This is a genomic window from Paraglaciecola aestuariivivens (assembly GCF_052983255.1).
This window is the reverse complement of sequence record NZ_JBRKBA010000006.1, coordinates 182915-207043: the sequence shown is the minus strand read 5'-3', so window position 1 is coordinate 207043 and position 24129 is coordinate 182915. Positions and strand designations below refer to the sequence as shown.

At 42.0% G+C, this 24129-nt stretch carries 26 protein-coding genes; 19 read left to right on the top strand and 7 right to left on the bottom strand.

From position 1 onward, the window contains the following. Positions 1-12: 12 nt before the first annotated feature. Together ACVCDT_RS11170 and ACVCDT_RS11165 are read right to left on the bottom strand one after the other, a co-directional pair. Entirely contained in the window at positions 13-3060 is a 3048-nt protein-coding gene (locus ACVCDT_RS11170; protein ID WP_447132860.1) for an efflux RND transporter permease subunit, read from the bottom strand. A gap of 9 nt (positions 3061-3069) precedes the next feature. Next, a complete protein-coding gene (locus tag ACVCDT_RS11165) occupies positions 3070-4167 on the bottom strand; it encodes an efflux RND transporter periplasmic adaptor subunit (protein WP_447132859.1) in 1098 nt (365 codons plus the stop codon). Between the two features lie 158 nt (positions 4168-4325). Between ACVCDT_RS11165 and ACVCDT_RS11160 the strand changes: the two genes are divergently transcribed. The 3 genes from ACVCDT_RS11160 to ACVCDT_RS11150 all read left to right on the top strand — a co-directional run bounded on the left by ACVCDT_RS11160 (position 4326) and on the right by ACVCDT_RS11150 (position 6307). Then, positions 4326-4982: a TetR/AcrR family transcriptional regulator gene (locus ACVCDT_RS11160; RefSeq protein ID WP_447132858.1), complete on the top strand. Its 657-nt coding sequence runs from the start codon at positions 4326-4328 to the stop codon at positions 4980-4982. A 5-nt stretch (positions 4983-4987) separates the two neighbouring features. After that, positions 4988-5368, top strand: a complete 381-nt coding sequence (locus ACVCDT_RS11155) for a hypothetical protein (protein ID WP_447132857.1) — start codon at positions 4988-4990, stop codon at positions 5366-5368. Positions 5369-5524: 156 nt separating this feature from the next. Then, complete coding sequence (locus ACVCDT_RS11150; protein WP_447132856.1) at positions 5525-6307, top strand: hypothetical protein; 783 nt, start codon at positions 5525-5527, stop codon at positions 6305-6307. 58 nt (positions 6308-6365) lie between these two features. Here the strand turns inward: ACVCDT_RS11150 and hslO are convergent, their stop codons facing one another. Together hslO and hslR are read right to left on the bottom strand one after the other, a co-directional pair. After that, a complete protein-coding gene (gene hslO / locus ACVCDT_RS11145) occupies positions 6366-7256 on the bottom strand; it encodes an Hsp33 family molecular chaperone HslO (RefSeq protein WP_447132855.1) in 891 nt (296 codons plus the stop codon). A 17-nt stretch (positions 7257-7273) separates the two neighbouring features. Continuing rightward, positions 7274-7672, bottom strand: a complete 399-nt coding sequence (hslR, locus tag ACVCDT_RS11140) for an Hsp15 family ribosome-associated heat shock protein (protein WP_447132854.1) — start codon at positions 7670-7672, stop codon at positions 7274-7276. A gap of 113 nt (positions 7673-7785) precedes the next feature. Here hslR and gspC point away from each other — a divergent pair, with 113 nt between their 5' ends. From gspC to ACVCDT_RS11080, 12 genes are read left to right on the top strand one after another with little or no spacing between them, the layout of a single operon-like run. Then, entirely contained in the window at positions 7786-8733 is a 948-nt protein-coding gene (gspC, locus tag ACVCDT_RS11135; RefSeq protein WP_447132853.1) for a type II secretion system protein GspC, read from the top strand. After that, positions 8730-10787, top strand: coding sequence for a type II secretion system secretin GspD (gene gspD / locus ACVCDT_RS11130; protein ID WP_447132852.1), 2058 nt, complete (start codon positions 8730-8732; stop codon positions 10785-10787). Before gspC ends, gspD begins: the two co-directional genes overlap by 4 nt. Before the next feature lie 2 nt (positions 10788-10789). Continuing rightward, positions 10790-12376 carry a type II secretion system ATPase GspE gene (gene gspE / locus ACVCDT_RS11125; protein WP_447132851.1) on the top strand — a complete coding sequence of 529 codons (1587 nt, stop codon included), beginning with the start codon at positions 10790-10792 and terminating at the stop codon, positions 12374-12376. Further along, positions 12376-13596 carry a type II secretion system inner membrane protein GspF gene (gene gspF, locus ACVCDT_RS11120; RefSeq protein ID WP_447132850.1) on the top strand — a complete coding sequence of 407 codons (1221 nt, stop codon included), beginning with the start codon at positions 12376-12378 and terminating at the stop codon, positions 13594-13596. Before gspE ends, gspF begins: the two co-directional genes overlap by 1 nt. Further along, positions 13596-14042, top strand: a complete 447-nt coding sequence (gene gspG / locus ACVCDT_RS11115) for a type II secretion system major pseudopilin GspG (RefSeq protein ID WP_447132849.1) — start codon at positions 13596-13598, stop codon at positions 14040-14042. Before gspF ends, gspG begins: the two co-directional genes overlap by 1 nt. A 38-nt stretch (positions 14043-14080) precedes the next feature. Beyond that, entirely contained in the window at positions 14081-14689 is a 609-nt protein-coding gene (gene gspH, locus ACVCDT_RS11110; protein WP_447132848.1) for a type II secretion system minor pseudopilin GspH, read from the top strand. Continuing rightward, positions 14679-15068 carry a type II secretion system minor pseudopilin GspI gene (gspI, locus tag ACVCDT_RS11105; RefSeq protein WP_447132847.1) on the top strand — a complete coding sequence of 130 codons (390 nt, stop codon included), beginning with the start codon at positions 14679-14681 and terminating at the stop codon, positions 15066-15068. Before gspH ends, gspI begins: the two co-directional genes overlap by 11 nt. Continuing rightward, positions 15068-15697: a type II secretion system minor pseudopilin GspJ gene (gspJ, locus tag ACVCDT_RS11100; RefSeq protein WP_447132846.1), complete on the top strand. Its 630-nt coding sequence runs from the start codon at positions 15068-15070 to the stop codon at positions 15695-15697. Before gspI ends, gspJ begins: the two co-directional genes overlap by 1 nt. Further along, complete coding sequence (gspK, locus tag ACVCDT_RS11095) at positions 15694-16722, top strand: type II secretion system minor pseudopilin GspK (protein WP_447132845.1); 1029 nt, start codon at positions 15694-15696, stop codon at positions 16720-16722. Before gspJ ends, gspK begins: the two co-directional genes overlap by 4 nt. A 48-nt stretch (positions 16723-16770) precedes the next feature. Next, positions 16771-17979 carry a type II secretion system protein GspL gene (gene gspL / locus ACVCDT_RS11090; protein WP_447132844.1) on the top strand — a complete coding sequence of 403 codons (1209 nt, stop codon included), beginning with the start codon at positions 16771-16773 and terminating at the stop codon, positions 17977-17979. 1 nt (position 17980) lies between these two features. Beyond that, positions 17981-18460: a type II secretion system protein M gene (locus ACVCDT_RS11085; RefSeq protein ID WP_447132843.1), complete on the top strand. Its 480-nt coding sequence runs from the start codon at positions 17981-17983 to the stop codon at positions 18458-18460. Then, on the top strand, positions 18457-19200 hold the full coding sequence (locus ACVCDT_RS11080) for a type II secretion system protein N (protein ID WP_447132842.1): 744 nt from the start codon (positions 18457-18459) through the stop codon (positions 19198-19200). The genes ACVCDT_RS11085 and ACVCDT_RS11080 overlap by 4 nt, the downstream gene beginning before the upstream one ends. A 5-nt stretch (positions 19201-19205) precedes the next feature. Here the strand turns inward: ACVCDT_RS11080 and yrfG are convergent, their stop codons facing one another. After that, a complete protein-coding gene (gene yrfG, locus ACVCDT_RS11075; RefSeq protein ID WP_447132841.1) occupies positions 19206-19886 on the bottom strand; it encodes a GMP/IMP nucleotidase in 681 nt (226 codons plus the stop codon). Positions 19887-20000: 114 nt separating this feature from the next. On the opposite strand from yrfG, the gene nudE reads away from it, so the two are divergent. From nudE to ACVCDT_RS11060, 3 genes are read left to right on the top strand one after another with little or no spacing between them, the layout of a single operon-like run. Then, positions 20001-20573 (top strand): ADP compounds hydrolase NudE, encoded by a 573-nt coding sequence (gene nudE / locus ACVCDT_RS11070; RefSeq protein ID WP_447132840.1) that lies wholly within the window; start codon positions 20001-20003, stop codon positions 20571-20573. Next, on the top strand, positions 20564-21409 hold the full coding sequence (gene cysQ / locus ACVCDT_RS11065; RefSeq protein WP_447132839.1) for a 3'(2'),5'-bisphosphate nucleotidase CysQ: 846 nt from the start codon (positions 20564-20566) through the stop codon (positions 21407-21409). The genes nudE and cysQ overlap by 10 nt, the downstream gene beginning before the upstream one ends. Before the next feature lie 8 nt (positions 21410-21417). Continuing rightward, positions 21418-21999, top strand: coding sequence for a YceI family protein (locus ACVCDT_RS11060; RefSeq protein WP_447132838.1), 582 nt, complete (start codon positions 21418-21420; stop codon positions 21997-21999). A gap of 4 nt (positions 22000-22003) precedes the next feature. Here ACVCDT_RS11060 and ACVCDT_RS11055 read toward each other — a convergent pair whose 3' ends face one another. Then, positions 22004-22252 carry a YheU family protein gene (locus tag ACVCDT_RS11055; RefSeq protein ID WP_447132837.1) on the bottom strand — a complete coding sequence of 83 codons (249 nt, stop codon included), beginning with the start codon at positions 22250-22252 and terminating at the stop codon, positions 22004-22006. Continuing rightward, entirely contained in the window at positions 22249-23301 is a 1053-nt protein-coding gene (locus ACVCDT_RS11050; protein ID WP_447132836.1) for a hydrolase, read from the bottom strand. The genes ACVCDT_RS11055 and ACVCDT_RS11050 overlap by 4 nt, the downstream gene beginning before the upstream one ends. Before the next feature lie 176 nt (positions 23302-23477). On the opposite strand from ACVCDT_RS11050, the gene ACVCDT_RS11045 reads away from it, so the two are divergent. Next, complete coding sequence (locus ACVCDT_RS11045; protein ID WP_447132835.1) at positions 23478-24095, top strand: EF-hand domain-containing protein; 618 nt, start codon at positions 23478-23480, stop codon at positions 24093-24095. Positions 24096-24129: the final 34 nt, after the last annotated feature.

Below are 24129 nucleotides of genomic sequence, written 5' to 3'. Positions count from 1 at the left end.
GCTTAAACCACTTTAGTTAGCTTTAACTTTAAATAACGCGGCATACATAATTGGCACTGCCCCTAAAGTTAAAATGGTGCCCACAGCCAAACCAAAAGCTATCACATTTGCCATGCCGTAAAACAAAGGGTCTTGGCTTATAATTAATGGCAACAATCCCATTACCGTTGTGATAGTTGTCATCATTATAGGTCGTAAACGTGATTTACTGGCGTTGATTATGGCTTGGTAATCAGTCTCTCCCGCAGCACGCTCAATATCAATGCGATCTATCAGCACTATGGCGTTATTAATAATAATGCCCGCTAAACTGTAAAGCCCTAAAGTCACCATAAAACCAAAGGGTGCTTGCATAATTAGCAACCCAGCCACCGCACCTATAAGCGACAAAGGCATAGTGCAAACCACTATAAATGCGCGTTTAAAGGAGTTAAATTGCGCCACCAGTAAAATAAATATAAGCCCTAATACCAAAGGCATACTGGCAGCCAAAGCTTTTTGCGCAGTGGCCGATTCAACTATCACCCCATCGTATTCAATGCTGTGATTTACCGGTAAATCTGCTGCTAACAATTGCAATTTATCATCAACTAACAACTTAAGGTCTTCTGCTGCCATGCGGGTATTGCGCGCTTCTACACTCACTGTGCGAAACATATTTTCCCGTTGAATTTTAGAATATTGGTTCACCGGCTCAAAGTCTGCCACTTGAAAAAGTGGTACGGTTTTCCCACTGGCTTGAGAATACACATTTAAAGAGCGCAATCGGTCTAAATTTGAGCGCTCAGTGGCATTGGCTCTAAACACCACAGGAATAATGTCGTCAGCTTCTCTGTATTCAGTTACCCCAGCACCAACAAAATAACTTTGTAAGGAATTGGCAATGTCGGCAGAGGTTACTCCCACTCGTCTGGCTCTTTGTTGGTCAACCTTTACCACTACTTTAGTAATACGATTTTCCCAGTCACTGCGAATATCTTGGGTGTTCGCTATGGTGTGCAGCATGGCCATGATTTGCTCTGCTTTGGCATAAATAATGTGTTTATCTGGCCCTTTAACCTGAATTTTTATAGTGTTGGAGTCTGATGGACCCAAAAACATTTTAGTGACCCTAGCCGACACATTCGGAAAGGCTTCGTGCATTTGTTGGCCAATACTATGGGTTAAAGCTTCTATGTCTTGCTTAGGCTGTATATTTAGCACCAAAAAGCCTTTATTTTCAGCCGGATCAATTGGGGTAAGCGACAACACAAAGCGCGGCCCACCATAACCAACATAGGCAGAATGACTAGTAATATAGTCAAATCCTTGTTGTTGGTTAAACCATTGCATTATGTCTTGCATTTGCCTATTGGTTTCGCGGGATGAGGTGCCATTGGGTAAATCAACATAGACTAAAATTTGATCGCGATCTGAATCTGGAAAAAACTGTTTAGCAGACATACTTAGGCCAAAAATAGCCAAAGCAAAGCTGACAAAAATACCCACTGCAAACCAAGCTTTGTGAGCTAACAGTTTATGTAACAAATGCTCGTAACTCAGATAGAGTCTTTTATGTGAACGCGCGGTCTGATGAGTACCTTTTGGCAGTTTAATAAAGTAATAACAAAAAATCGGGGTCACACAAAGGGCCAGCACCCAACTTGTCAGTAAGGTGATTAAAATAACCAAAGAAATGGAACGTGTGTATTCTCCCGACACATGTTCGGCTAACATCAAAGGCAAGAAAAACAAAATAGTGGTGGCCGATGAGCTGAGCAATGGAATAGCTAACTCTTTAGAGCCTTGCAGCATAGCTTGTTTTCTAGCCAAACCGCTCTCTAGCCGACTTTTAAAATCTTCGGCTATCACTATTCCATTATCTACCAATAAGCCCAAGGCTATGATTAGAGTCGCCAAGCTCATGCGCTGCATGTCAATGCCACTAAACTGCATAATGGCCAGTGTAGCCAACATCACAAATGGCACTATAGTGCCAACCACTAGCCCAGTGCGCACACCTAAAAACAACATCACTACCACTAACACTATGGCTAAGGTTTGTAATACATTTAGCGACACTCCATGTACGGTTTGTTTGACTTGATCAGCCTGATAAGTGGCAACATCTAGTTGGTAACCTATGGGTAAAGTGCGGTGAATTTCCTCAACTTTTGACATAATGCGCGGGGCATATTCCAATAAGTTGTATTCGGGTAACATTGAAATGGCAAACATAATGGCTAGCTGACCATTAAAATAAGCGGGTTTATCTGGAGGATCAACATATCCACGATTAATACTCACTATGTCTTTCAGCGCTACATAGTCGTCGCGTCCTGCTAATCGAATATAGGTATTGGCTAACTCTTCTAAAGATCCAAAATTCCCTGTAGGTTCAATGATAAAAGACTTTTTGCCTGTATCAATTTGCCCCCCTGAACTAATGATATTTTGATTTTGTAAATCGCTAATTAAACTATTAGGTGATACGCCCAATTGAGCTAATCGCGCATTTGAGGCCTCAATATAAATTCGTTCGTCTTGCACCCCGTGAAGCTCAATTTTTTTGGTGCCGGCTATGCCATACAGGTTATCGCGAATATGTTTAGCCATATCAAACATTTGCCCATGACTAAAACCCTCAGCGGTTAAGGCTAAAGTGATGACAGACACATCACCAATTTCATCATTTACCTGAGAGCTGTGGGTTCCTTCGGGTAATAAGGCTTGAGCTTGTTGCACTTTATTGCGCAACGACTGCCAAATATCATCTAAATTAAAATACCGATCGTAAATTTCAACATGGATTACCGACATGCCTGTGGACGACGTAGAGCGTAACTTTTCTACTTCTGGTAACTGGCGAATTTGCTCTTCTAAAGTTTTAGTGATTAGCAACTCAACCCGCTCTGGTGACATTCCTGGATACAGAGTTGTAACTGTTGCCTCCCGAATGGTAATAGTGGGATCTTCTTTGGTTGGCAAAGTAAAATAAGCAAATAAACCATTTAGCAATAAAATCCCTAATGCTAAAAGTAATGCTCGGCGGTAAGTAAAAGCAACTTGGGTTAAGTTCATGTTAACCCCTTAATTAAACACTTGGTTTTGTTGCTCTAATAAGCGTACTTTTTGCCCCTCGCGTAAAAAGCTTACACCGGCTATGGCAATAATTTCTCCTGGCGCTAAGCCACTAGAAATATAAATGGCGTTGTCTAGCACGTTTTCGGTCACAACTTGACGCTTATGTACACTTTGGTGTTGTGGATCATACACAAACACAAAACTTTGTTGGTCAGGTCCTGCCAGAATTGACGAAACCGGAATTTGAATACTTGGGCCTTTAAATCCAGTGCGCCCCACCCCCGAATAAGTCACATCTACTTCTGCTGTCATGCCTGCACGTAAGCCTTTGGGCAAATCCTGCAACACTAAACTAACCGGAAACGCATTGGCTGAAGCGGCGCGGGCCCCCACTTCGGTAATCACTCCTGTCAGTGTTACTTTAGGCAATGCCGGAAAGTGAACAGGTAAACGCATACCGGTATTTAGCTCTTGAATAATAGTTTCTGGTACTGTGACTTGTACTTCGAGTCCGTCTTTACCCTCTATTTCAAATACGGCTTGGCCAACAGACACTTGCTGTGAAGGTTCAACATTACGTTGGGTTATGACCCCAGCATAAGGAGCTAATAAGCGGCTATCTTGTAAATCTTTACGAGCAATATCTAGTCGAGTTTTTGCAACATTTCTGGCACTACGGGCTGCATCAAAGGTTGCTTTAGCATTGTCAAAACCAGAGCGCGATACCACCCCTTTTTCCACCAGTTCGGCATAACGGTTAAACTCGTTTTTGGCTTCAATAAAGGCGGCTTCTGCCTGTTCTAACTGCGCTTCTGCACTTTGGTAATTTAGCCTAAAGCTTCGTTGATCTAAGCTAGCTAATTCTTCACCAGCCACCACATTTTGCCCTAATTTAACCTTAACTTGTTTTACCTTACCACTAGCTAAAAAACTTAAATTAGCGGTTTCAACTGGCTCAACTACGCCTGCTAAACGTCTTACCTGAGTGAAGTCTTGTTGGGCAACTTTAGTCCAAGCTATAGGACGGATCACCGGCTGGTCATCAATGTTTTTTTCGCTACAAGCACTGAGCATAATCGCCAGCAATAAAAACCAAATACGCATGCAGTTCTCCAATTCACACTTAGGGTACTAGCTAGTACCAAGGCAAGCTAACTCTTGGTACTAAATGGTACCAATCACTCATGGCATTTTGGTACTAACTAGTACCAAAGTCAAAAAGGATTTATAGTATAGGCTCTTTGCTTAAATTAGTTAGGCCTATGCATCAACCCAATATACTCAGCGACCGCGCCAAAAAGCTATTAGCTTGTGCCGAAAAATTGTTTTTAGAACATGGCTATCAAGGCACCTCCTTGCAGATGTTAATCGAACAATCTGGCGGCTCTAGGCGCACTGTCTATGCAGAATTTGGCAATAAAGAAGCCTTATTTAAAGCGGTACTGCAGCAAAAAGTTAACCAAGTTAATCTACTCTTATCCAATATTGATGAGGGACATTCTGTACATGAAAATTTAGTCAAAGTTTGTCAGTCTTTTTTACATAAACTTTTAGAGCCAGATATGCTCACCTTGTTTAGGTTATTAATACGCACCACTTCAGACATTCCTGAAATTGGTCAGATGATGTCGCAACATGTCTTGATTGAAGGTCCACAAGGGCTAACAGATTATTTGCAACAATTGCAGGCTAAACAACTAATACAAATTCAAGATCCGCAACTCGCCTGTCACTTATTATTGGGTATGGTGAAAGGCCATCTGCATATGCATGCCATGCTAGATCCCGGTTTTATTGCCACCGAACAACAAATCCAGCAAAATGTTACTCAAGCTGTTGAGCTGTTTCTTAATGGTGTAGCCACTGAAAAAACCAAGCCCAGAATCAAGGTCACTTGGCCTTTGCAACCTCCTAGGTAAAACCAATGATTGCTAAAAAAACCCGAGAATTATTTGTTTCTTTAATGGAAGCCTACGCGCAAAACCCAGATGCTTTAGTGGAGTATCAGCCAGAAACTGAGCAATATAGTGGGTATTTTAATCCCAGCCTTTTAGATAAATTTATTGAGCAAGGGGCCTTTGAATTAATTGAACACACTGATACTCACACTAGTGTAATAATGAACAATCATGATGACTTTTTAAGTAGCTTTGCTGCTGGAGTCAATGAAGCTAAATTGGGCAGAGATCAATATTATGCCGACTATAACGCCAATCCTTTTGCTTTTTCTGTGGGATTTGAGCATTTTTTATTTATGCATAAAAAACCTAAACGGCTTGAAGGCTACAGTTGTCATGGGTTTTAGCTGTGTACAAATTTAGGTTTAACTCACTCCTTAAAGTTAATTGGCTAAATACTTAGAAAATTGGATAAAAATCAGGCAGGATAAACCGATCTTTTTATTGAGTAAGTTATATAAAGAATAATGCTTTTTTGCAGATTGATTCACAAAGGAAGGCGAATGCGTAAATTGCTGCTGACATTAGTATTTGCATCTTTATGGTCTATTTGCCTGCCTGCTAAAACCTTTGTGGTTGCCACCCAAAACTTTCAGTATTACCCGCATTATCATTTTGATTCTGAAACAGACAAAGGCTTTATTTGGGCGGTATTAGAAAAGTTTAGTGAAGTCAGTGGCCATCAATTTGATTATTATCAAATGCCTGTATTGCGCTTACAAAAAGAGCTAGAAAAAGGCTCGCTCGACCTAGTTTATCCAGATAACCCTTTGTTCAACAACAAACAAACCTACGCCCAAGGTAAATATTATAGCCATACTATAGTGACAACTTTGGGTGGTGCATGGGTAGATAAAGCTAAGTTAGGACAAGGCGTAAAGCAGGTAAAAAGACTAAGTATTCCACTAGGCTATACTCCTCAAGTAGGCTGGAATGAGATTATTGCTGCAGAGCAAGTTAGTCTGTTTTCAGTTATCAAACCTTTAGCAGCTTTGCAATTATTAGCGCTACATAGAGTAGATGGAGCGGAAATAGATTATTTTGTTGGACGTAATCTAGTTAAGCAACACCCTGAGTTTAGTGACTTTAGTTTTGATCCCAGCCTACCCCACTCACAAGTGGAATTTAAACTTTCAACCATAACGCAAAGAGCCCTAATAGATGAAATTAACCAATTCATCCACACTGAACAACACCTTATTAATCAACTAAAACGCCAATACGGCTTTATAGAACCGGCACAAATTTTACAACAACTTCCACCTCAAAGCCCTAATTCACCTTAGGCTTAGTATTGATCAACACTGAACTAAGCCGTTTTAGGTTATCTATAGGGTATTAAGATTAACTTTGTCCTGCAGAAAGGTTAAAGGTACCAGCATGAATGCTTTGAATGTCTATGGCATCAAAGCTGTATTCTGTGTGGCAATATTGACAATTCATTTTTATTGCCCCTTCTTTGGCAACAATATCTAGCAACTCTTCTAGGCTTAAACCCGTTAGGGCTGAAGCACTGCGCTCTTTACTGCAGCTGCATTTAAACACCACTGGGGTTGGGGTAAACAACTCAACATTTTCTTGGTGATATAACCTATGCAAAATATCTTCAGCGTCTAGATTAAATAATTCGTCACTTTTAATGGTGTCGGTTAAGGCTACTAAGTGGTCAAAATCGGTATCGGCTTTATCTGTGGCTTGGCTACTGGTGGGTAAAATTTGTAAAAACATGCCACAGGCTTTGGCCGGTTGACTGTCTAATTGGGTACGCAATATGACCTTAGTGGCCAATTGCTCTGATTGCGCAAAATATTGTTCGATACATTCGGCCAAGGTGGGCTTATCTAAGGCTACCATTGCCTGATAACGCTCTCCTTGTTCAGGCGTTATAGTGATCACTAACACCCCATTTTTAACTAATTGGCTAAATTCACTCGGCAAAGACTCTAAACTTTCATCCCAACGCGCCACCCCACGTAACTGTTGTTTGTGAGTACCATTGATCACAGCGTAAGTAAGGGCGCCTTCTCCTTGTATTTGAATGGCAATGTCACCTTCAAACTTTAAAGTAGCGGTTAACATGCTAGTTGCAACCATAAGTTCACCCAATAGCTTTTGGATCACCTGTGGATAGGCGTAGGAATCTAAAATTGCTTGATAACTATCAGCAAGTCGAACCATCTCTCCTCTAACGTTGCCTTGGTCAAAAATGTAGCGATGAAGTTGGTCAAATGCCATAAGGGTTACCTTAAATATTACTGTTGTTTAAATTGAATAATTTGTCGACGTTGCTTTTTATCTGGTCGATTATCTGGTTTAGGGCTAAAAAATGCGCTCAACTTACGCGCTTCAGCATTGCCTTCGCGGCGTGTTTGGCTGGCCTGAGTTTCTTGGTACATTAACTGAGCTAAGGGAGCACCTTGGCGTTGCTCCTTTAGTTGCAGCACTTCCACCTCTTTAATATCGTAGCCTTGAGGGATTTTAATTTGTGCACCTAGCTCTACTATTTTGCCAGGCTTACTGCGTTGGCCATTATACTGTACCTTACCAGCCTGCACAGCCTCTTTAGCTAAGGCTCGAGTTTTATAAAAACGTGCTGCCCAGAGCCATTTGTCTAAGCGTACTGTAACTTGGCTTTCGCGATTTTTTTGCATCTATGGTTCTTATAAAAAAGTTAATTTTGTTACATTTGTGGAATAATGTTGTCGCTCTTGTTAGTACTGGTTATCATAGCAAGCTAAGTGTTTTAACGCCCTACTGAGAAACAATGACTGTTGTAAATCATACCGCTAATCAGATATGGCTCCAAATAGTGAAAAACCAACACAAAATTAATCGTTTGTTGGTGATACTACTGGCTATATATCTTCTTGCCTACGCGGCCGACTTAACATGGCGTTTAGTGCCAGTGTCGTCTTCTTCTGATTCTGCAACTATTACTCATACAACTGGATCTCTAAACAAAGCTAACAACCCAGATCAAAATTTAAACCTAGCTGACATTAAGCGTCTTAATCTATTTGGTGATTTAGCCGCCCCACCTAAAGTAGAAGAAGTGGCAGTGATAGATGCACCTGTTACCCGACTAAATTTAACCTTAACTGGGGTAGTAAGTAGCACAGACAAAGAATCTGGCGCCGCCATAATCGAAAACCGCAATCAACAACAAACCTATGGCATTGGCGAAAAAATTGAAGGCACTAATGCGACTTTAAAAGAAGTATATGCTGATAGAGTCATAATCAAAAATGGGCCAACCAACGAAACCCTAATGTTAGACGGCGTAGATTATAATAAGCCCAGCAGTCAAGCCTTGGCTAGGCCCAGTAACAGCGCAAAAAAACCAGAAATTAATGAAGGCCCACAACGCCTAGTGTTAACCGATGAAGCCCTAGAAGCTGGGCGCGAGTTACAAGTTCAACCTTCAAGTTTTGTTGACTATATTGCAGTCGCCCCCCATCGTCCCGAAGGTGAACTAACTGGATACAGAGTTAGCCCAGGCAGAAAACCAACCTTATTTAAATCAGCCGGCCTACAAGCTGGCGATGTGATCACCGAAATCAATGGTTTAGATTTAACCGACACTCAACAGGCTTTAGAGGCCATGAATTTGCTAAAAGAATTGCAATCACTACAAATGTCGGTAGAACGTCAAAATCAACTTATTACTATTTATCTCGAGCTCCCCCAAGGGGAAGAGGAACCAGAAGCATGATGTTTATGTCGAGCAATCGCCCCCTTATTCTTAAACCACTTCTACTTATGGTAAGTAGCGCCTTATTTGTGGTGTCTAGTTTTGTCTCTGCCACAGAATACTCGCCTAATTTTAAAAACACTGAAATCAGTGAGTTTATTAACATAGTAGGTAAAAACTTAAAGAAAACCGTGATAGTTGATCCCAATGTACGCGGCAAAATAACAGTGCGTAGTTATGATTTATTAACCGAAGAGCAGTATTACCAGTTTTTCTTAAATGTGTTGCAAGTCTATGGGTATTCAGCAGTAGAAATGTCTACTGGGGTGATTAAAGTCATTCGTTCAAAAGATGCCTCGAAATCTAACTTGCCTGTAGTTGATGGCACCCCTTTTGATGGCGACGAAATGATCACCCGCGTAATGCCGGTTTACAACGTGCCTGTACGTGAACTTGCACCACTATTACGCCAACTTAACGATACTGCAGGTGGAGGCAATGTTGTCAGTCACGATGCTTCAAACGTCATGATGCTAACTGGCCGTGCATCAGTAGTAAATCGCTTAGTGGAAATTATTCAAAGGGTAGATAAAGCCGGTGATGAAGAAGTCGAGATTGTAAAATTAAAGTTTGCTTCTGCCACCGAAATGGTACGTATTATTGAGAGTATCAATAAGTCTCAAGGTAAAGCCAACACTGGCGGCAAGTCTGACCCTAGAGTGGTGGCAGACGACAGAACCAATAGCATTATTGTCAGTGGCGATATTAAAGCCCGTCAACGTTTAGTTAATTTAATTCAACGCATGGATCAAGACTTAGAAACCAGCGGCAACACTCGAGTGATCTTTTTAAATTATGCTAAGTCAGAAGATCTAGTCAAAGTATTGCAAGGTGTGAGTGCCAGTATTCAAGCCGAAGAAAAAGGCGGCACTAAAGGGCGTCAAACCAATAATCGTGAAGTCAGCATAGATGCCCACGAAGACTCGAATGCTTTAGTCATCACTGCTGAACCCGACATGATGCGTTCGTTAGAAGAGGTTATCCGTCAACTCGATGTACGCCGGGCACAAGTCCAAGTAGAAGCCATTATTGTTGAAGTATTTGAAGGTGATGGCACCACCCTAGGAGTGCAATGGGCTAACGAAAAAGGCGGCGGCACCCAATTTACTAATGGGGTAGTAGGCATAGGAAGTTTGGCCATTGGCGTAGATCAAGCGCAAGACAAAGTCATAGTTGACTCTATTACCACTACCTCAAATGGCGATACAGTAGTAGTGCCTACAGAAAAAACCCAATTGGGTGATTTATCTACCCTGGCCTCATTATTGGGTGGGGTAAATGGCTTTTTATTAGGTGGCGTGAAAGATGGCTGGGGAGCAGTGTTACAAGCAGTAAGTACCGACACTAACTCTAATATTTTGGCTACACCTCACCTAACAACTATGGATAACGAAGAAGCCTTTTTTATTGTAGGACAAGAGGTACCCATAATTACCGGCTCTACTACAGGCTCTAATAATGCAAATCCTTTCCAATCGGTTGAACGTCAAGAAGTAGGGATTAAATTAAAAGTCACCCCCCAAATTAACGAAGGTGATGCGGTACAACTATTAATTGAACAAGAAGTCTCTAGTGTCAGTGGTGCCACTTCAGTGGATATATTAATTAACAAAAGAGAAATCAAAACATCAGTCATAGTGGACGATGGTGGCACTATAGTGTTAGGTGGCCTAATAGATGAAGACGTGCAAGAAAGTGTGTCTAAAGTGCCGCTTTTAGGTGATATTCCGTTTATAGGCCACTTATTTAAGTCTACTTCTACCAGCAAACGCAAACGTAATTTAATGGTATTTATTCGCCCAACCATAGTCCGTGATGGGGTGAAAATGAATGAAATAAGCCAGAAAAAATATCAGTACATTCGCGCCGAGCAGCTTAAACGTCAATCTCAAGGTATTCCGCTTATGCCATTAACCGAAGGCCCAGCACTACCAGAGTGGGACGACAGCTTAGCGCTTCCACCTTCTTACAGCGAATACATGCTCAAAAAAGACGCCAAAAAGGATAGCAATTAGTTATGTCCGCTATGGATAACAGCGCGCAACAAAATACCGCAATGAGTGCAGCTGAGGCCGAAGAGCAGGCGCTTTTAGAAGCAGGTACCGACTTAGACGCGCCAATAGACGAGCCAGAACATAAACAACTGGCCTTTAGTTTTGCAAAGCGCCATCAAGTATTGCTGGATACCGGCGAATCCCCAGCCATTTTGTATCATACCCAAGACACAGAATTTCAGGTATTTGCCGAAGTTAGGCGGTTTTTAGGGGCTGAATTCCGTTTAAAAGAAATTGAATTAGGTCAATTTGAGTCCATTTTAACTCATGCCTTTCAACGTGATTCCTCAGCGGCTAAACAGTTAATGGAAGACATTGGCAACGAGAGCAATTTATTTAGCTTAGCCGAAGAGTTACCCGATACTGAAGACTTACTCGAAAGCGAAGATGACGCCCCTATCATTAAATTGATCAACGCCATGTTAGGCGAAGCCATTAAAGAGGGTGCCTCAGATATTCATATTGAAACCTTCGAAACACAACTTTTAGTGCGCTTTAGAGTAGACGGCGTATTGCGCGAGATTTTACGCCCAAATCGCAAGATGGCAGCTATGTTGGTATCCCGTATCAAAGTGATGTCGAAAATGGATATTGCTGAAAAACGCGTGCCACAAGATGGTCGTATTACCTTGCGAATTGCGGGTCGTGCAGTGGATGTTAGGGTTTCGACTATGCCGTCAAGTCATGGCGAACGCGTGGTACTACGTTTATTAGATAAAAATAACGTGCGCCTCAACTTAAAAGACTTGGGCATGACCCAAACTAATCGCGATTATTTTTCCAAACTGGTGCATAAGCCACACGGCATATTATTGGTCACAGGTCCAACAGGCTCGGGTAAGTCCACCACTTTGTATGCGGGATTAAGCGAAATAAATTCAAAAGATCGCAATATACTGACAGTTGAAGATCCCATTGAATTTGATTTACAAGGTATTGGCCAAACTCAGGTTAACCCTAAAGTAGACATGACTTTTGCACGGGGCTTACGTGCCATATTACGTCAAGATCCCGATGTGGTCATGGTCGGCGAAATTCGAGATTTAGAAACTGCACAAATCAGTGTACAAGCTAGTTTAACTGGGCACTTAGTGATGTCTACCTTACACACTAATACGGCCGCTGGTGCCATCACCCGTTTAGAAGACATGGGCATAGAGCCCTTTTTATTATCTTCTAGTTTATTAGGGGTTTTGTCTCAACGTTTAGTTCGTACCTTGTGTCCAGATTGCAAGGTGCCACACACCCCTAGCGAACAAGAATGCAGAGTTTTAGGCATTCCAGTATCTGATTTAAATAACCATCAAGTGCATTCACCCAAAGGTTGTGCGGCCTGTAATCAAACCGGTTATCGAGGCAGAACAGGTATTCACGAATTACTAGTAGTAGACGAAGGCATTCGCGAACTGATCCACAATGGGCACGGCGAACAAGCCATAGAAAAACACATTCGACAAAGCACCCCTAGTATTCGTGATGATGGCTGTCAAAAAGTATTATTAGGCTTAACTTCACTTGAAGAAGTGTTACGGGTGACGAGGGAAGACTAATGGCCGCTTATGCATATCAGGCCATGGACAAAAGTGGTCGAACTAAGAGCGGGGTGTTAGAAGGGGACAACCCTAGGCAAGTGCGTCAGCAATTGCGTGAAAAATCACTGATCCCCATGCAGGTTGAACAAGTAGCCGAAAAAGAACGCCAATCTCAAGGCAGTTTTAGTTTATTTAAAAATACCATTTCGGCAGCCGATTTATCTTTGCTCACACGGCAATTGTCAACTTTAGTAGAATCGGCATTACCCATAGAAGAAGCCTTATTAGCTGTAGCTGAACAATGCGAAAAGCCACGCCAAAAAAATATGATGATGGCGGTGCGCAGTAAAGTAGTTGAAGGCCATACGCTAGCAGACGCCATGGCAGAATTTCCCCATGTCTTTGACGACTTATTTAGAGCTATGGTAGCTGCGGGTGAAAAATCTGGCCATTTAGACACAGTATTAAACCGCTTAGCCGACTACACAGAAAAGCGCCAACAAACTAAAAGCCAAATTACCCAGGCCATGGTGTACCCCAGCATAATGTTGTTTTTTGCCTTTGCTATTATCATCTTACTGTTAACAGTAGTAGTACCTAAAATAGTTGGGCAGTTTCAAAATATGGGGCAAAGCTTGCCTACTATTACCCAAGTTTTAATCGATATAAGCGAATTTTTACGTGACTACGGGGTGTTTGTTGCCATTTTGCTCATAGTCAGCAGTTTAGCGGTCAATCGAATGTTACAAAAACCGGCTATGAAAAAGCGCTATCACAGGTTTATCTTAACCTTGCCGGTTTTAGGTAAGTTATCTAAAGGCTTAAATACCGCCAGATTTGCCCGAACCTTGAGCATCTTAACCTCTAGTGCTGTGCCTTTATTAGAAAGCATGCGTATTGCCAGTGAGGTGTTAGAAAACCTAGAAATTCGGGATGCAGTTAAAGAAGCAGCCGGTCATGTTAAAGAAGGCTCAAGTTTGCGCGCCTCCTTAGAACAAACAAAAATGTTTCCACCCATGATGATGCATATGATTGCATCGGGTGAGCGCAGTGGTGAATTACAACAAATGCTAGGGCGGGCAGCGGATAATCAAGACCGACAATTTGAATCTTTGGTCAGTGTGTCACTCAAAGTATTTGAACCTTTATTGATAGTAACAATGGCGACCATAGTGTTGTTTATTGTTTTGGCAATTTTACAACCTATTATGGCGTTAAACTCTATGGTGAATATCTAATGAAAAAACAACACTTTGCAGGCAAAACTCGTGGTTTTACTTTGATAGAAGTAATGGTGGTATTGCTTATTATTGGCATTATGGCGGGAATGATTGCGCCACAAATTTTGGGCAACCAAGAAGAAGCTCAACTTAAAACCGCTGCTATTGATATTCAAAGTCTTGAAAATGCCTTAACTCAATACAAGCTCAGCAATAATATGTTTCCTACTACTGAGCAAGGTCTAGAAGCCTTAGTAAAGGAGCCTACTATTGAGCCCATTCCACGCAATTACCGTAAAAATGGTTATATTACCCGTTTACCCAACGACCCTTGGAATAACCCATACCAATTATTAAGCCCTGGGGAACTAGGCCAAATTGATATTTTTTCGAATGGTCCAGATGGCCAACCTGGTACTGAAGATGACATTGGTAATTGGAATTTAAACGACTACTTAAACTAATTACGCAGTTAGTCGAGTAAATACCTATGGGCCCTGTCGTGCAAAAACAGCAGCGAGGCTTTACCTTGCTAGAGGTAATGCTGGTGTTGCTGATTATGGGATTAGCGGCAGGGGCGGTAGTACTTAATTATTCGGGCGAAACTCAACAAGACTTATTAAAAAAGCAAAGCCAACGTTTGCAAGTGGTATTTAATATGGCATCTGATTATGCCGTATTAAATCAACAACAATTGGGGCTAAGGGTAGAGACGGATAACAACAGTTATTATTTTATGTGGCTTGATGAGCAACAAGAGTGGCAAAAATTACAAATCGACCCCGCGTTCGCAGAACACCAACTACCCGACACATTTAATTTAGAATTAAACCTCACAGACTTACCCTGGGATACCGACAGCAACTTGTTTGCGAATGACTTATTTGATGAGAGCCTGTCTGTGTCAAATGACTCAGTTGAAATTGGAGAGCAACAACAAAAGCCGCTACCGCCACCGCAAGTGTTTATTTACTCTAGCGGAGAAATCACCCCTTTTACTTTGTCTTTGGGTTACCTTGGAGATGTGACCGATGAGTTACCTAGCTACTTTAGGTTAAGTGGCCAAGACAGTGTGCCTTTAACCTTAGAAGGGCCATTGAATGAACTCTAAAACTAATCCACATGCCATGGCTGGCATGACCTTATTAGAAGTTATGGTGGCCTTGTTAATTTTTGCCTTAACTGCAACAGCCATAATGAAATCTGCCAGCGAACACCTACGCGGCGTCGCACAAATTGAAGAGATTACCTTTGCCACTTGGGTCGCCAATAATAGGCTCACCGCCCTTCATATAGATACCAGTTGGCCAATAAAAAACAACCTAAAAGGTCAACAAGAAATGGGTGGACGCTTGTGGTTTTGGCAACAAAATGTCAATAAAACCAGCAACCAAGATATGGTGCAAGTAGTGGTGTCAGTTGGTCTAGATGAAAATTTTTCAGAAACTGTCACCTCAGCCAATACTTTTATTGCTAAGCAGACCCAATAATGTTTTTTCACTCCCGCAAAAATCGTGGTTTTACTCTAATTGAAATTTTGGTGGCAATGGCAATTTTTACCGTGATTGGCCTTGCTAGCACTGGGGTTTTAACCTCTGTGATTAATAGTGACACTTTATCTTCAGAACGCTTCGAAAAATTAGAAAAATTACAAAGAGCCATGCTCAGGTTAGAGCGCGACATTTTACAAATTGTGCCTCGCGCGTTAAGGGTTAATGGCGAAGCCGTTGGAGTAGTCATAGCTGGCGGCGACGGCGCCTTAAATAGTGACTTTGATGGTTTAGGTTTTGTACGAGCCGGCTGGCATAACCCACAAATGTTATTGCCTCGTAGTACTTTGCAAGCCATAGGTTACCGGGTACAAGACCAAGAATTGCAACGTTTATACGGCAACTATGTAGACAATATCATTGGATACGAGCCCAAAATTAAAGTGTTATTAACCGATATTGAAGATTTTCAAGTACGCTTTTTAACCGATCAAGAAAAACTCGAAGAACTAGATGATTGGCAAGAAAGCTACAATGGTGCCAACTTGCCTATAGCCATATCTATAACCTTAGTTAGTAAAGATTTTGGCAAAATTCGTCGAGACTTTATTTTGGCTAACGGCTTATGAATCGCTCTCGCTTAAACCCAGCTTCTAAGCAACAAGGTGTAGCCCTGATCATAGTTTTGTTGATTGTGGCCATCGTAAGTGTATTAGCCACGGAAATGGGTGGCAGGCTGCAATTACAAGTGAAGCGGGCTAGCAATATAAAAGAAACTAACCAAGCCTATTGGTATGCCATGGGAGCAGAGCAATACGCCCGACTATCTATGCAACAACTGGCCGAAGAAGAGGTGATGCACCTAGAACAGGCATGGAGTCAAGAATTTGCTTACCCCATTGAAGGCGGCGGCATAAAAGCTCAGTTAGTCGACTTACAAAGTTGTTTTAACCTAAATGCATTAAAGCTCGACAGCCAAAACCAAACAGCATCACCAGCTTCCAATCCACAAGTTAGTGAAAATGGCACTACAGTACCCGAACAATTGCTTGCCTTTGAGCGGCTATTAGATAGCCTTGAAGGTCAGGTATCAGGCTACAACAAAGACACCTTACGTGATTCACTTGCCGATTGGTTAGATGCAGATAGCACACCTAAACCCTTAGGGGCAGAAGACAGTGAATACGAAAGTCGCCAGTTTCCCTATATGGCAGCCAATAATTACATGGTACATAAGTCAGAATTGCGTTTAGTCCACGGAATAGAATTAGCCTGGTTAGAAGCGGTACTGGATTTAGTCTGCGTGATCCCCAATAACAATTTATTTTTAATTAATGTTAATACAGTCACTAGCGAAAATGCCGCTGTTATCGCAGCAGCAACAGGGTTAAGCTTGTTTGATGCCAAAAATCTAATAGAAAGTCGTCCGTTAGACGGCTACGAATCGGTCGAAGACTTTTTAAATAGCCAAGAAATACTTGCCCTTAATTTAACAGACACACAAAAGTCATGGTTTGAGGTAAAATCATCGCATTTTATTTTATACACCCAAACCCAGTACAATAGCGCAAACTTTGCTATGCAAAGCCTATTAAAACTAGATAAAGACGACAGTATATCTGTGCTCCTTCGGGAATTTAGTCGTGTTAGATAAGTAAGAATGTTTCAATCAATTACACAGCAAAAAGGTAGTTAACACCTTATGGAACAGTTAGTTGTGCGTCTAGGCGCCACCCCAGCAGAGCCTATACATTGGATGGTGTGGTCGAGCCATGAAAGCGAAATTATTGCCTCGGGTGAATTGCCCGATGCCGAACATCTATCCAGTTTAACCGAGCGTGCTGGACGCCGTGCAGTCTGTGCCTTAGTGCCCACCAGCGACGTGTTGCTCAAATGGGTAAGCCTACCTGCAAAAGCAGGGCGCAAAGCGCTAGCTGCTATTCCATATATGCTTGAAGAAGAAATTAGCGGCGATATTCAACAACAATTTTTTGCCTTAGGTCCCAAAGAGGGCAACCAGCAAGCTGTTGCAGTGGTGGCTAAAAGCAAAATTCAAAGCTGGTTAAATATATTACAGCAGGCCAACTTGCATTGTGAACGTATGCTTCCGGATGTCTTGGCTTTACCTAGCAGTGATGACTCAGCTTGGAGTGTATTGGCTGTAGGCGAGCAATTATTAGTGCGCCAAGACAGTTGGGCAGGTCTGCAAGGTGAGCACGACTGGTTAATGCAGGCGATTAAACATCATGCCAAACGCCATTTTTCGCAGCACCAAACTGCACTACAAATACACAATTATTCTGAACTTGATTTGTCTGCACTAGATAATGTCGAAGCTCACAGCATGCCGTTAGAATTACCCATGAAGGTCTTAGCCCAAGGTGCTGAAACCGCAAAATTTAACTTGTTGCAAGGTGAATTCACGGTTAAAAATCAGTCCACTGGTGCGTGGAAAAAATGGCGACTGGTCGCCAGTCTAGCAGCAGTAGCTTTATTAACTAGCTTGATTGACAAAAGCCTACAACTGCAAAGTTTAGACGCCGAGTTGGCCAGTATAAAAACGCAAATTCACAGCGAATACCAACGCGCCTTTCCTCAAGGTGGGGCGTATCGTGACATAAAAACCACTATGACACGTAAAATGAATGCCCTAGAACAAGGGGGAGCCAACACCTCCTTTTTAGTTTTGCTTTCGCAATTGAGCCAAGCATTTGAAAGCTCTAACGTTTCGCCTCAGACAATGAGGTTTGATAGCGCCCGAGCCGAATTACGCATGCAAGCTGTAGCTAAAAACTTTGATGCCTTAGATAAATTTAAACGCGCCGCCGAAGCCCAAGGTTTTAGCGTCCAACAAGGTGCGATTAACCAGAAAGACGATCAGGTTATCGGCACTTTGACCATTAGGAGTTAACATGGACAAGCTTAAAAGTACTTTCAGCCAATTAAGCACCCGCGAACAAAGGTTAGTCATGTTATCTGGGGTTTTACTGGTCCTTGCTAGTTTTTATTGGGGAATTTGGTCGCCGTTAAATCATGCCCTTGAGCGCAGTCAAAAAGCCGTAGAAAATCAGCAAGCGCTGTTAGTTTGGGTGCAACAACATGCCAATCGCGCCATTCAATTACGTAACAATGCTGGGCAAAGCACAAGCTTTGTTGGTTCTTTACCCCAGGTGGTGAACCAAGCTGCCAGTCGTATGAAAATAAGCATTTCACGTATGCAGCCTCAAGGGGATGAGTTGCAAGTATGGATAGACCAAGCGCCTTTTAATGATTTACTTGGTTGGCTGCAATCATTAGAAAAAATAGGGGTCAGTATTTTAGATATAGACATGGCCGAAGCCAATGCCCCCGGCATAGTCAAAGTTCGTCGTCTTAAATTAGGAAAAATATGAAGTCAGTGGTTAAATGGAGCGCACTTAGCTTAGTCGTCTACCTTGTTTTTTTGCTAAGCAAACTGCCAGCAGCAGTGGTACTGGCCAATATAAAGTTACCCACTAATGTTTCTGTTAGTCAGGCTTCAGGCAGTATTTGGCAAGGGCATGCGCAAAATATAGTCATTAATGGGGTACCTATATTTAACCTAAACTGGCAATTGTCTTTTGTATCTTTGTTAATTGGCAATCTTGACGTGCAATTGCAAGCAGGCAATATGCGCAACAGCGAAGACATTTCTATTCGCGGCCAAGTTAACCTTAGCCAACAGCATATAGATGCCAACAACCTTACCGTGTATTTACCCACAGATTTAATTATTAGTATTTTGCCTTTACCTATACCAGTGCAGGCTGATGGGCGCTTTAAAGTACAAATTAAGCAATTGGCTTATCAGTCTCAGTGTCAAACTCTAGAAGGCCAAGGTGAGTGGCTGAATGCCAGCTTTATTGGCGCTACAGGGGATATTGACTTAGGTAGCTTTGCTGCCACTTTAGGCTGTGAAGATGGCAAAGTGATAGTAGACATTCAACCACCTAACCGCTTTGGCTTAACGGCAAAAGTGGCTATCCCAGCAGATTTTAAGTTTTCGGTTGAAGGGCGATTTAAACCCGAAGCCAGCTTGCCTCGGGAAGTACACCAAGCGGCGCAGTTTTTTGGCCAGCCCGATGCTCAAGGCTATTACCCCATACGCCTGTAGTGAGGCTAATTGCAGGGTGTAGCCTGAATATCATCTAACAAATAACGAAAATCCTGAACGCTAGGAAAAGCATTAATATCACGAGCGGGTAGTTGGCTGTCAGGATTACTCACGGCCAACAAATGCGCAATACCAAAGTCTTTCGCGGCCTGTAAAATAGCTAAGCTATCATCCACAAATAAAGTATGTGCCGGGTTAAAATTTAGCTTGGCTTGTAACTTTACCCATAAAGCCTGAGACTCTTTTGTTACTGCAAATTCATGGGTCGAAATTAATTGGTCTATATGCTGATCTAATTGAGTATGCTCTACTTTCAATGACAAACTATCTGGGTGGGCATTAGTGACTAAAATCACCTCACGTCCAGTGGCTTTTAGTGCATCTATAAAAGGTAAGCTGTCTTCGCGCATACGGATTAAATGAGAAATTTCGCGTTTGGCTTCGACTATATCCATGTCCAATTTTTCAGCCCAGTAATCTAAACAATACCAACTTAAGGTGCCTTGCACTTTGGCGTATTCTTGTTGCATTCGCGCTTTGACTAGGGCTAAAGGTTCGCCATGTTTTTTGGCTAATTTATTCGGAATATGTTCTAACCAAAAGTGTGTATCAAAATGTAGGTCAAGTAAGGTACCGTCCATATCTAATAAAACAGTATGAATATCGTTCCAGGCAAGTGCTGACAAGTGGCATGTCCTTTATTTAACAGGTATATTTAAATTATTAGAAAATTCATTGATTTAAAGAGTGTTAGACACAATGTCTCATTAAAACGGTGACTATAATAACGTGAAAAATTCATGAGCAACACTGATAGTAAAAAATCACTGCCACAGATCCATTCACGCAAAGTGATTGCAAAAAGTCGGCTATTTAAAATCGAGCAGTTAGATTTAGAGTTTTCTAATGGCGAAACCCGACTGTTCGAGCGTATGGCTGGCAGTGGTAGAGGGGCAGTGATGATAGTGCCTTTTATCAACCAAGATGAATTTTTATTAGTCCGTGAATATGCTGCAGGCACTCATACCTACGAACTGGGCTTTCCAAAAGGTTTAATTGATCCAGGCGAACAAGCCCAAACGGCGGCTAACAGAGAATTAAAAGAAGAAATCGGTTTTGGTTCACATAATTTAACGCCTTTGCATGTGGTTAGTATGGCGCCAGCCTTTTTTGATGCCAAAATGACCATTTTTATGGCCCAAGATTTATATGCCGAACAGCTACCAGGTGATGAGCCCGAGCCTTTAGAAATAGTTAAGTGGTCTATGCATAAAGTGCCTGAACTCTTGGCTCAACCCGATTTTAAAGAAGCCCGATGCGTGGCTGCCTTACTACTCGCTGAAAAGTGCTGGAGGAATAAAGAATGCCAGTAAATCAAACCCAAGCCTTATTAGATATTGCAAAAAAAGCCGCAATCAAAGCCGGGAAAGTGGTGTTAGATATTTACGACAGGGGAGACTTTACCAGCTTTCAAAAAGACGATGATTCGCCTGTCACCACAGCTGATTACAAAGCCAATGAAGTCATAATGGACATGCTTAAACAAGCTACGCCAGATATTCCCATTATGTCTGAAGAAACCGATATTGGTTCGTTAGAGCAACGTAAAGACTGGTCTAGGTATTGGTTAATTGATCCCATAGATGGCACTCAAGAGTTTATTGCGCGCAGCGGAGACTTTGCCGTTAACATTGCCTTAATTGAAAACAATCAACCTAAATTAGGAGTGATTTATTGGCCCACTGGCGACACCCTGTATTGGGCTGCAAAAGGCCAAGGCGCCTATAAAGAGTGTCCGGTTGAACACAAACAAATTCATGTTAGACAATTAGATGCCCCTCAAGACGATCCGATGATTATTGCCATTAGCCGCCGCCAACCTCGCGAAAAAGTCATGGCCAGTTTAAGCCAAGATAGGGTTTATCAAACCTTACCTGCTGGCAGCTGCTCATTAAAAGCCTGCTTTATTGCCGAAGGCAAAGCCGATGTATTTTTGCGGGTTGGAGTAACAGGCGAATGGGACACTGGGGCATCACAATGTATAGTAACAGAAGCAGGGGGCAATATTTTAGCCCACGACTTTGCGCCTTTGAGCTATAACCAAAGACAAAGTGTGACTAACCCAGACTTTTTTATCATGGGCGACCAGAATGTTGATTGGCAAGAAGTAGTAAAATACCAATTTGGTAACGACAACCAAAATAATTGAGGGATCCAATGAAAACCATATTATCGAAATTCATTTTTTGTTTTGCACTTTGTTTTAGTTTAGCTGCACAGGCGCAATGGACCCTAAGTGAAGAACAATCCAGTGTGCACTTTGTAACGACTAAAAACCAACACATCAGCGAGCTGATGCACTTTAAACAATTACAAGGCCAGGTCAGTCAGAAAGGCGAATTTACTCTTACAATAGCTTTGGCTAGCATAGATTCGGGCATAGAGATCCGTGACACTCGTATGCGCGACAAATTGTTTGTGGTTAACTCTTTCCCCCATGCGCAAGTGACAGCCACTTTACCTCAAACTGTTACTCAGCTTAAGCAAGGCCAAACCTTAGCCATTAAAGTGCCAGCAAATTTAACCTTATTGACGCAAACTAAGCCAATAGAGGTGTGGGTACAGGTCAGTCATACTTTAAGCGGTGAGTTAGTGGCAAGCAGCATTCAGCCAATACTCATTCAAGCCTCTGACTTTGGCTTAGTGGAGGGTATTAAGGCCTTACAGGCCCTTGCTGGATTAAATAGCATTGGCCAAACTGTACCAGTTAATTTTAACTTAGTGTTTAACCCCAAATAAAAGTTTAATAAGCATCTGGGGTGGATGGGTTTTCGAACTCGCCTAATTGTTGTTTAGGGATAATATTGACACTTTCGTGCAGTTCAGAATACACCAATAGCACCTCTCCTTGTTTAAGCTGCGTGAGTACTTGTTGTACTTTATCTGCAAGAGGTACGTCAGTTTCGCCGTACTCTGTACCCTCAGATAACACAAAGCCTTCAATAATATTCATTAAGGTGGCCGGCTCTAATTCGGCAAAAGGTATAATCACTTAAGGTTTTCCTCTAAGGGCTGATTTAACTCTGGAAAAAAGTCCGCAAAATACTCGGTGGCGCGCTTTTGCATCCATATTTTAGGCCGCCACGGACTGCCCTGCATAAAACCAACATGCCCACCATGCTCACTCACTTCCACACATACCTTAGGTGAAAGTGCATCGGATTTAGGTAAAATATCTGGGTGCATAAAGGGGTCGTCTTTTGCATGCAAGACTAAAGTGGGGGTAGCTATATTTTTTAGTAGAGAACTAGAGCTACACTTTTGGTAATACTCTTTGGCATTGGCAAAACCATGCAAAGGTGCGGTGACATGCTCATCAAAATGCCAAAAACTAGAAAAGCCTTTAATCTGTTGCTTGCTCACTTTTAACACTTTGGAATAATCTAGCCTTTGCATTTTATCTAATAAATTTTTCACCATACTTTTAAGTAAATAGGCTTGATATAAGCGAGAAAACCCTCGGTTAATACTGCGCGAACATAGATCTAAGTCAAAGGGCGTAGAAATGGCCATAGCCGCTTGAACAATCTGCTGATTAGGGCGTTCGCTTAATAACTTTAACAACATATTAGCGCCCAAAGAAAAGCCCATTGCAGCTTTGGGTATATGAGGATACTTGTCCTGCAACCAATTTAAAAAATACCAGGCATCTTGGGTTTCCCCCGAATGATAAGCACGGGTGCTAAGGTTAGGTTCGCCACCACAGCCTCTAAAGTGCATCAATACAACTGCATAACCTTGCTGCACCAAGTGCGCCGCCATATCGTTACTGTAATGTGAGCGGATAGAACCCTCTAATCCATGAAACATTACGATTAATTTTTGAGCTTTATCTATCTCGCCAGCCCAGACTAAGTTAACAAAGTCGCCATCAGCTAATGTGAGCTTTTCTGTACTGAATTTAAGTTTGGCGCGCTTTTGAAAAAAACGCGGGAAAATGGTTTGTACATGACGATTTTTCGCCCACCAAGAAGGGCTAAAATCACTGGTGACTATTTCACCGTAGCGCACGCTATGCAAGGATTCAGAAGAAAAAGGCATCAATCACAATAACAACAAAAATCAGCTCTCAAGCATACCTTAATTTACTATATCTTAAAAATCCTAATACCTAAGTGTACGGCAATCATCCCTAGTTTTTAGCTGACTGTTGTCAACCAAACTTAGTTTGAGGCGTTGTAATTTATGCAAGTCACATAAATTTAAAGGAAATACTTATGACCAACGCCAACAAAAACAAACTCACCCTAGGCTTAATTGCCGCTATTTTTACAACTTTGCTGTTATCTACCGGCGATTTATTCGCCCAAAGTAAACATAAAAATACTAGTGCCAAAGCCATGTTTAAACGCTTAGATAGCGACAATAACAGCACCTTGAATCTAGATGAGCTTAGCGCGCCATTATTAAAGCGAGCTGAAAAAAGGTTTATTCGCCTAGATACAGATGCAGATGGCTGGTTAAGTCTTGAAGAAGTTAAGGCTGCTAAAAACCTCACTGATTATTCTGAATACGCCGAACAAATTGTGCAATGTGTTGCTGACATTAAAGAGCAAACAGGCAACGAAAAAATCACTGTCCCTGATCCTGAGGCATTTAATTCAATTGAAGATAAGTTTGCCAACCTTGATGCATCTGGCGATGGTTTACTCGACTTAGACGAAGTGTTAACTGCAGCAGCCAGCAAAGCCCAAAACAATTTTACACTTATGAATACAGATGCCAGCAATGAAATAAGTGTGCGCGAATATGTGCTGTTTAAACAATCTCAACATGCCACCCGTCGTGCGATAAAATCCTGTATCGATGAAATAGATAACTCCGACATCTTTTAATTAGCTGGCAAAAGGCAACTGGGGCGCCTTGGCG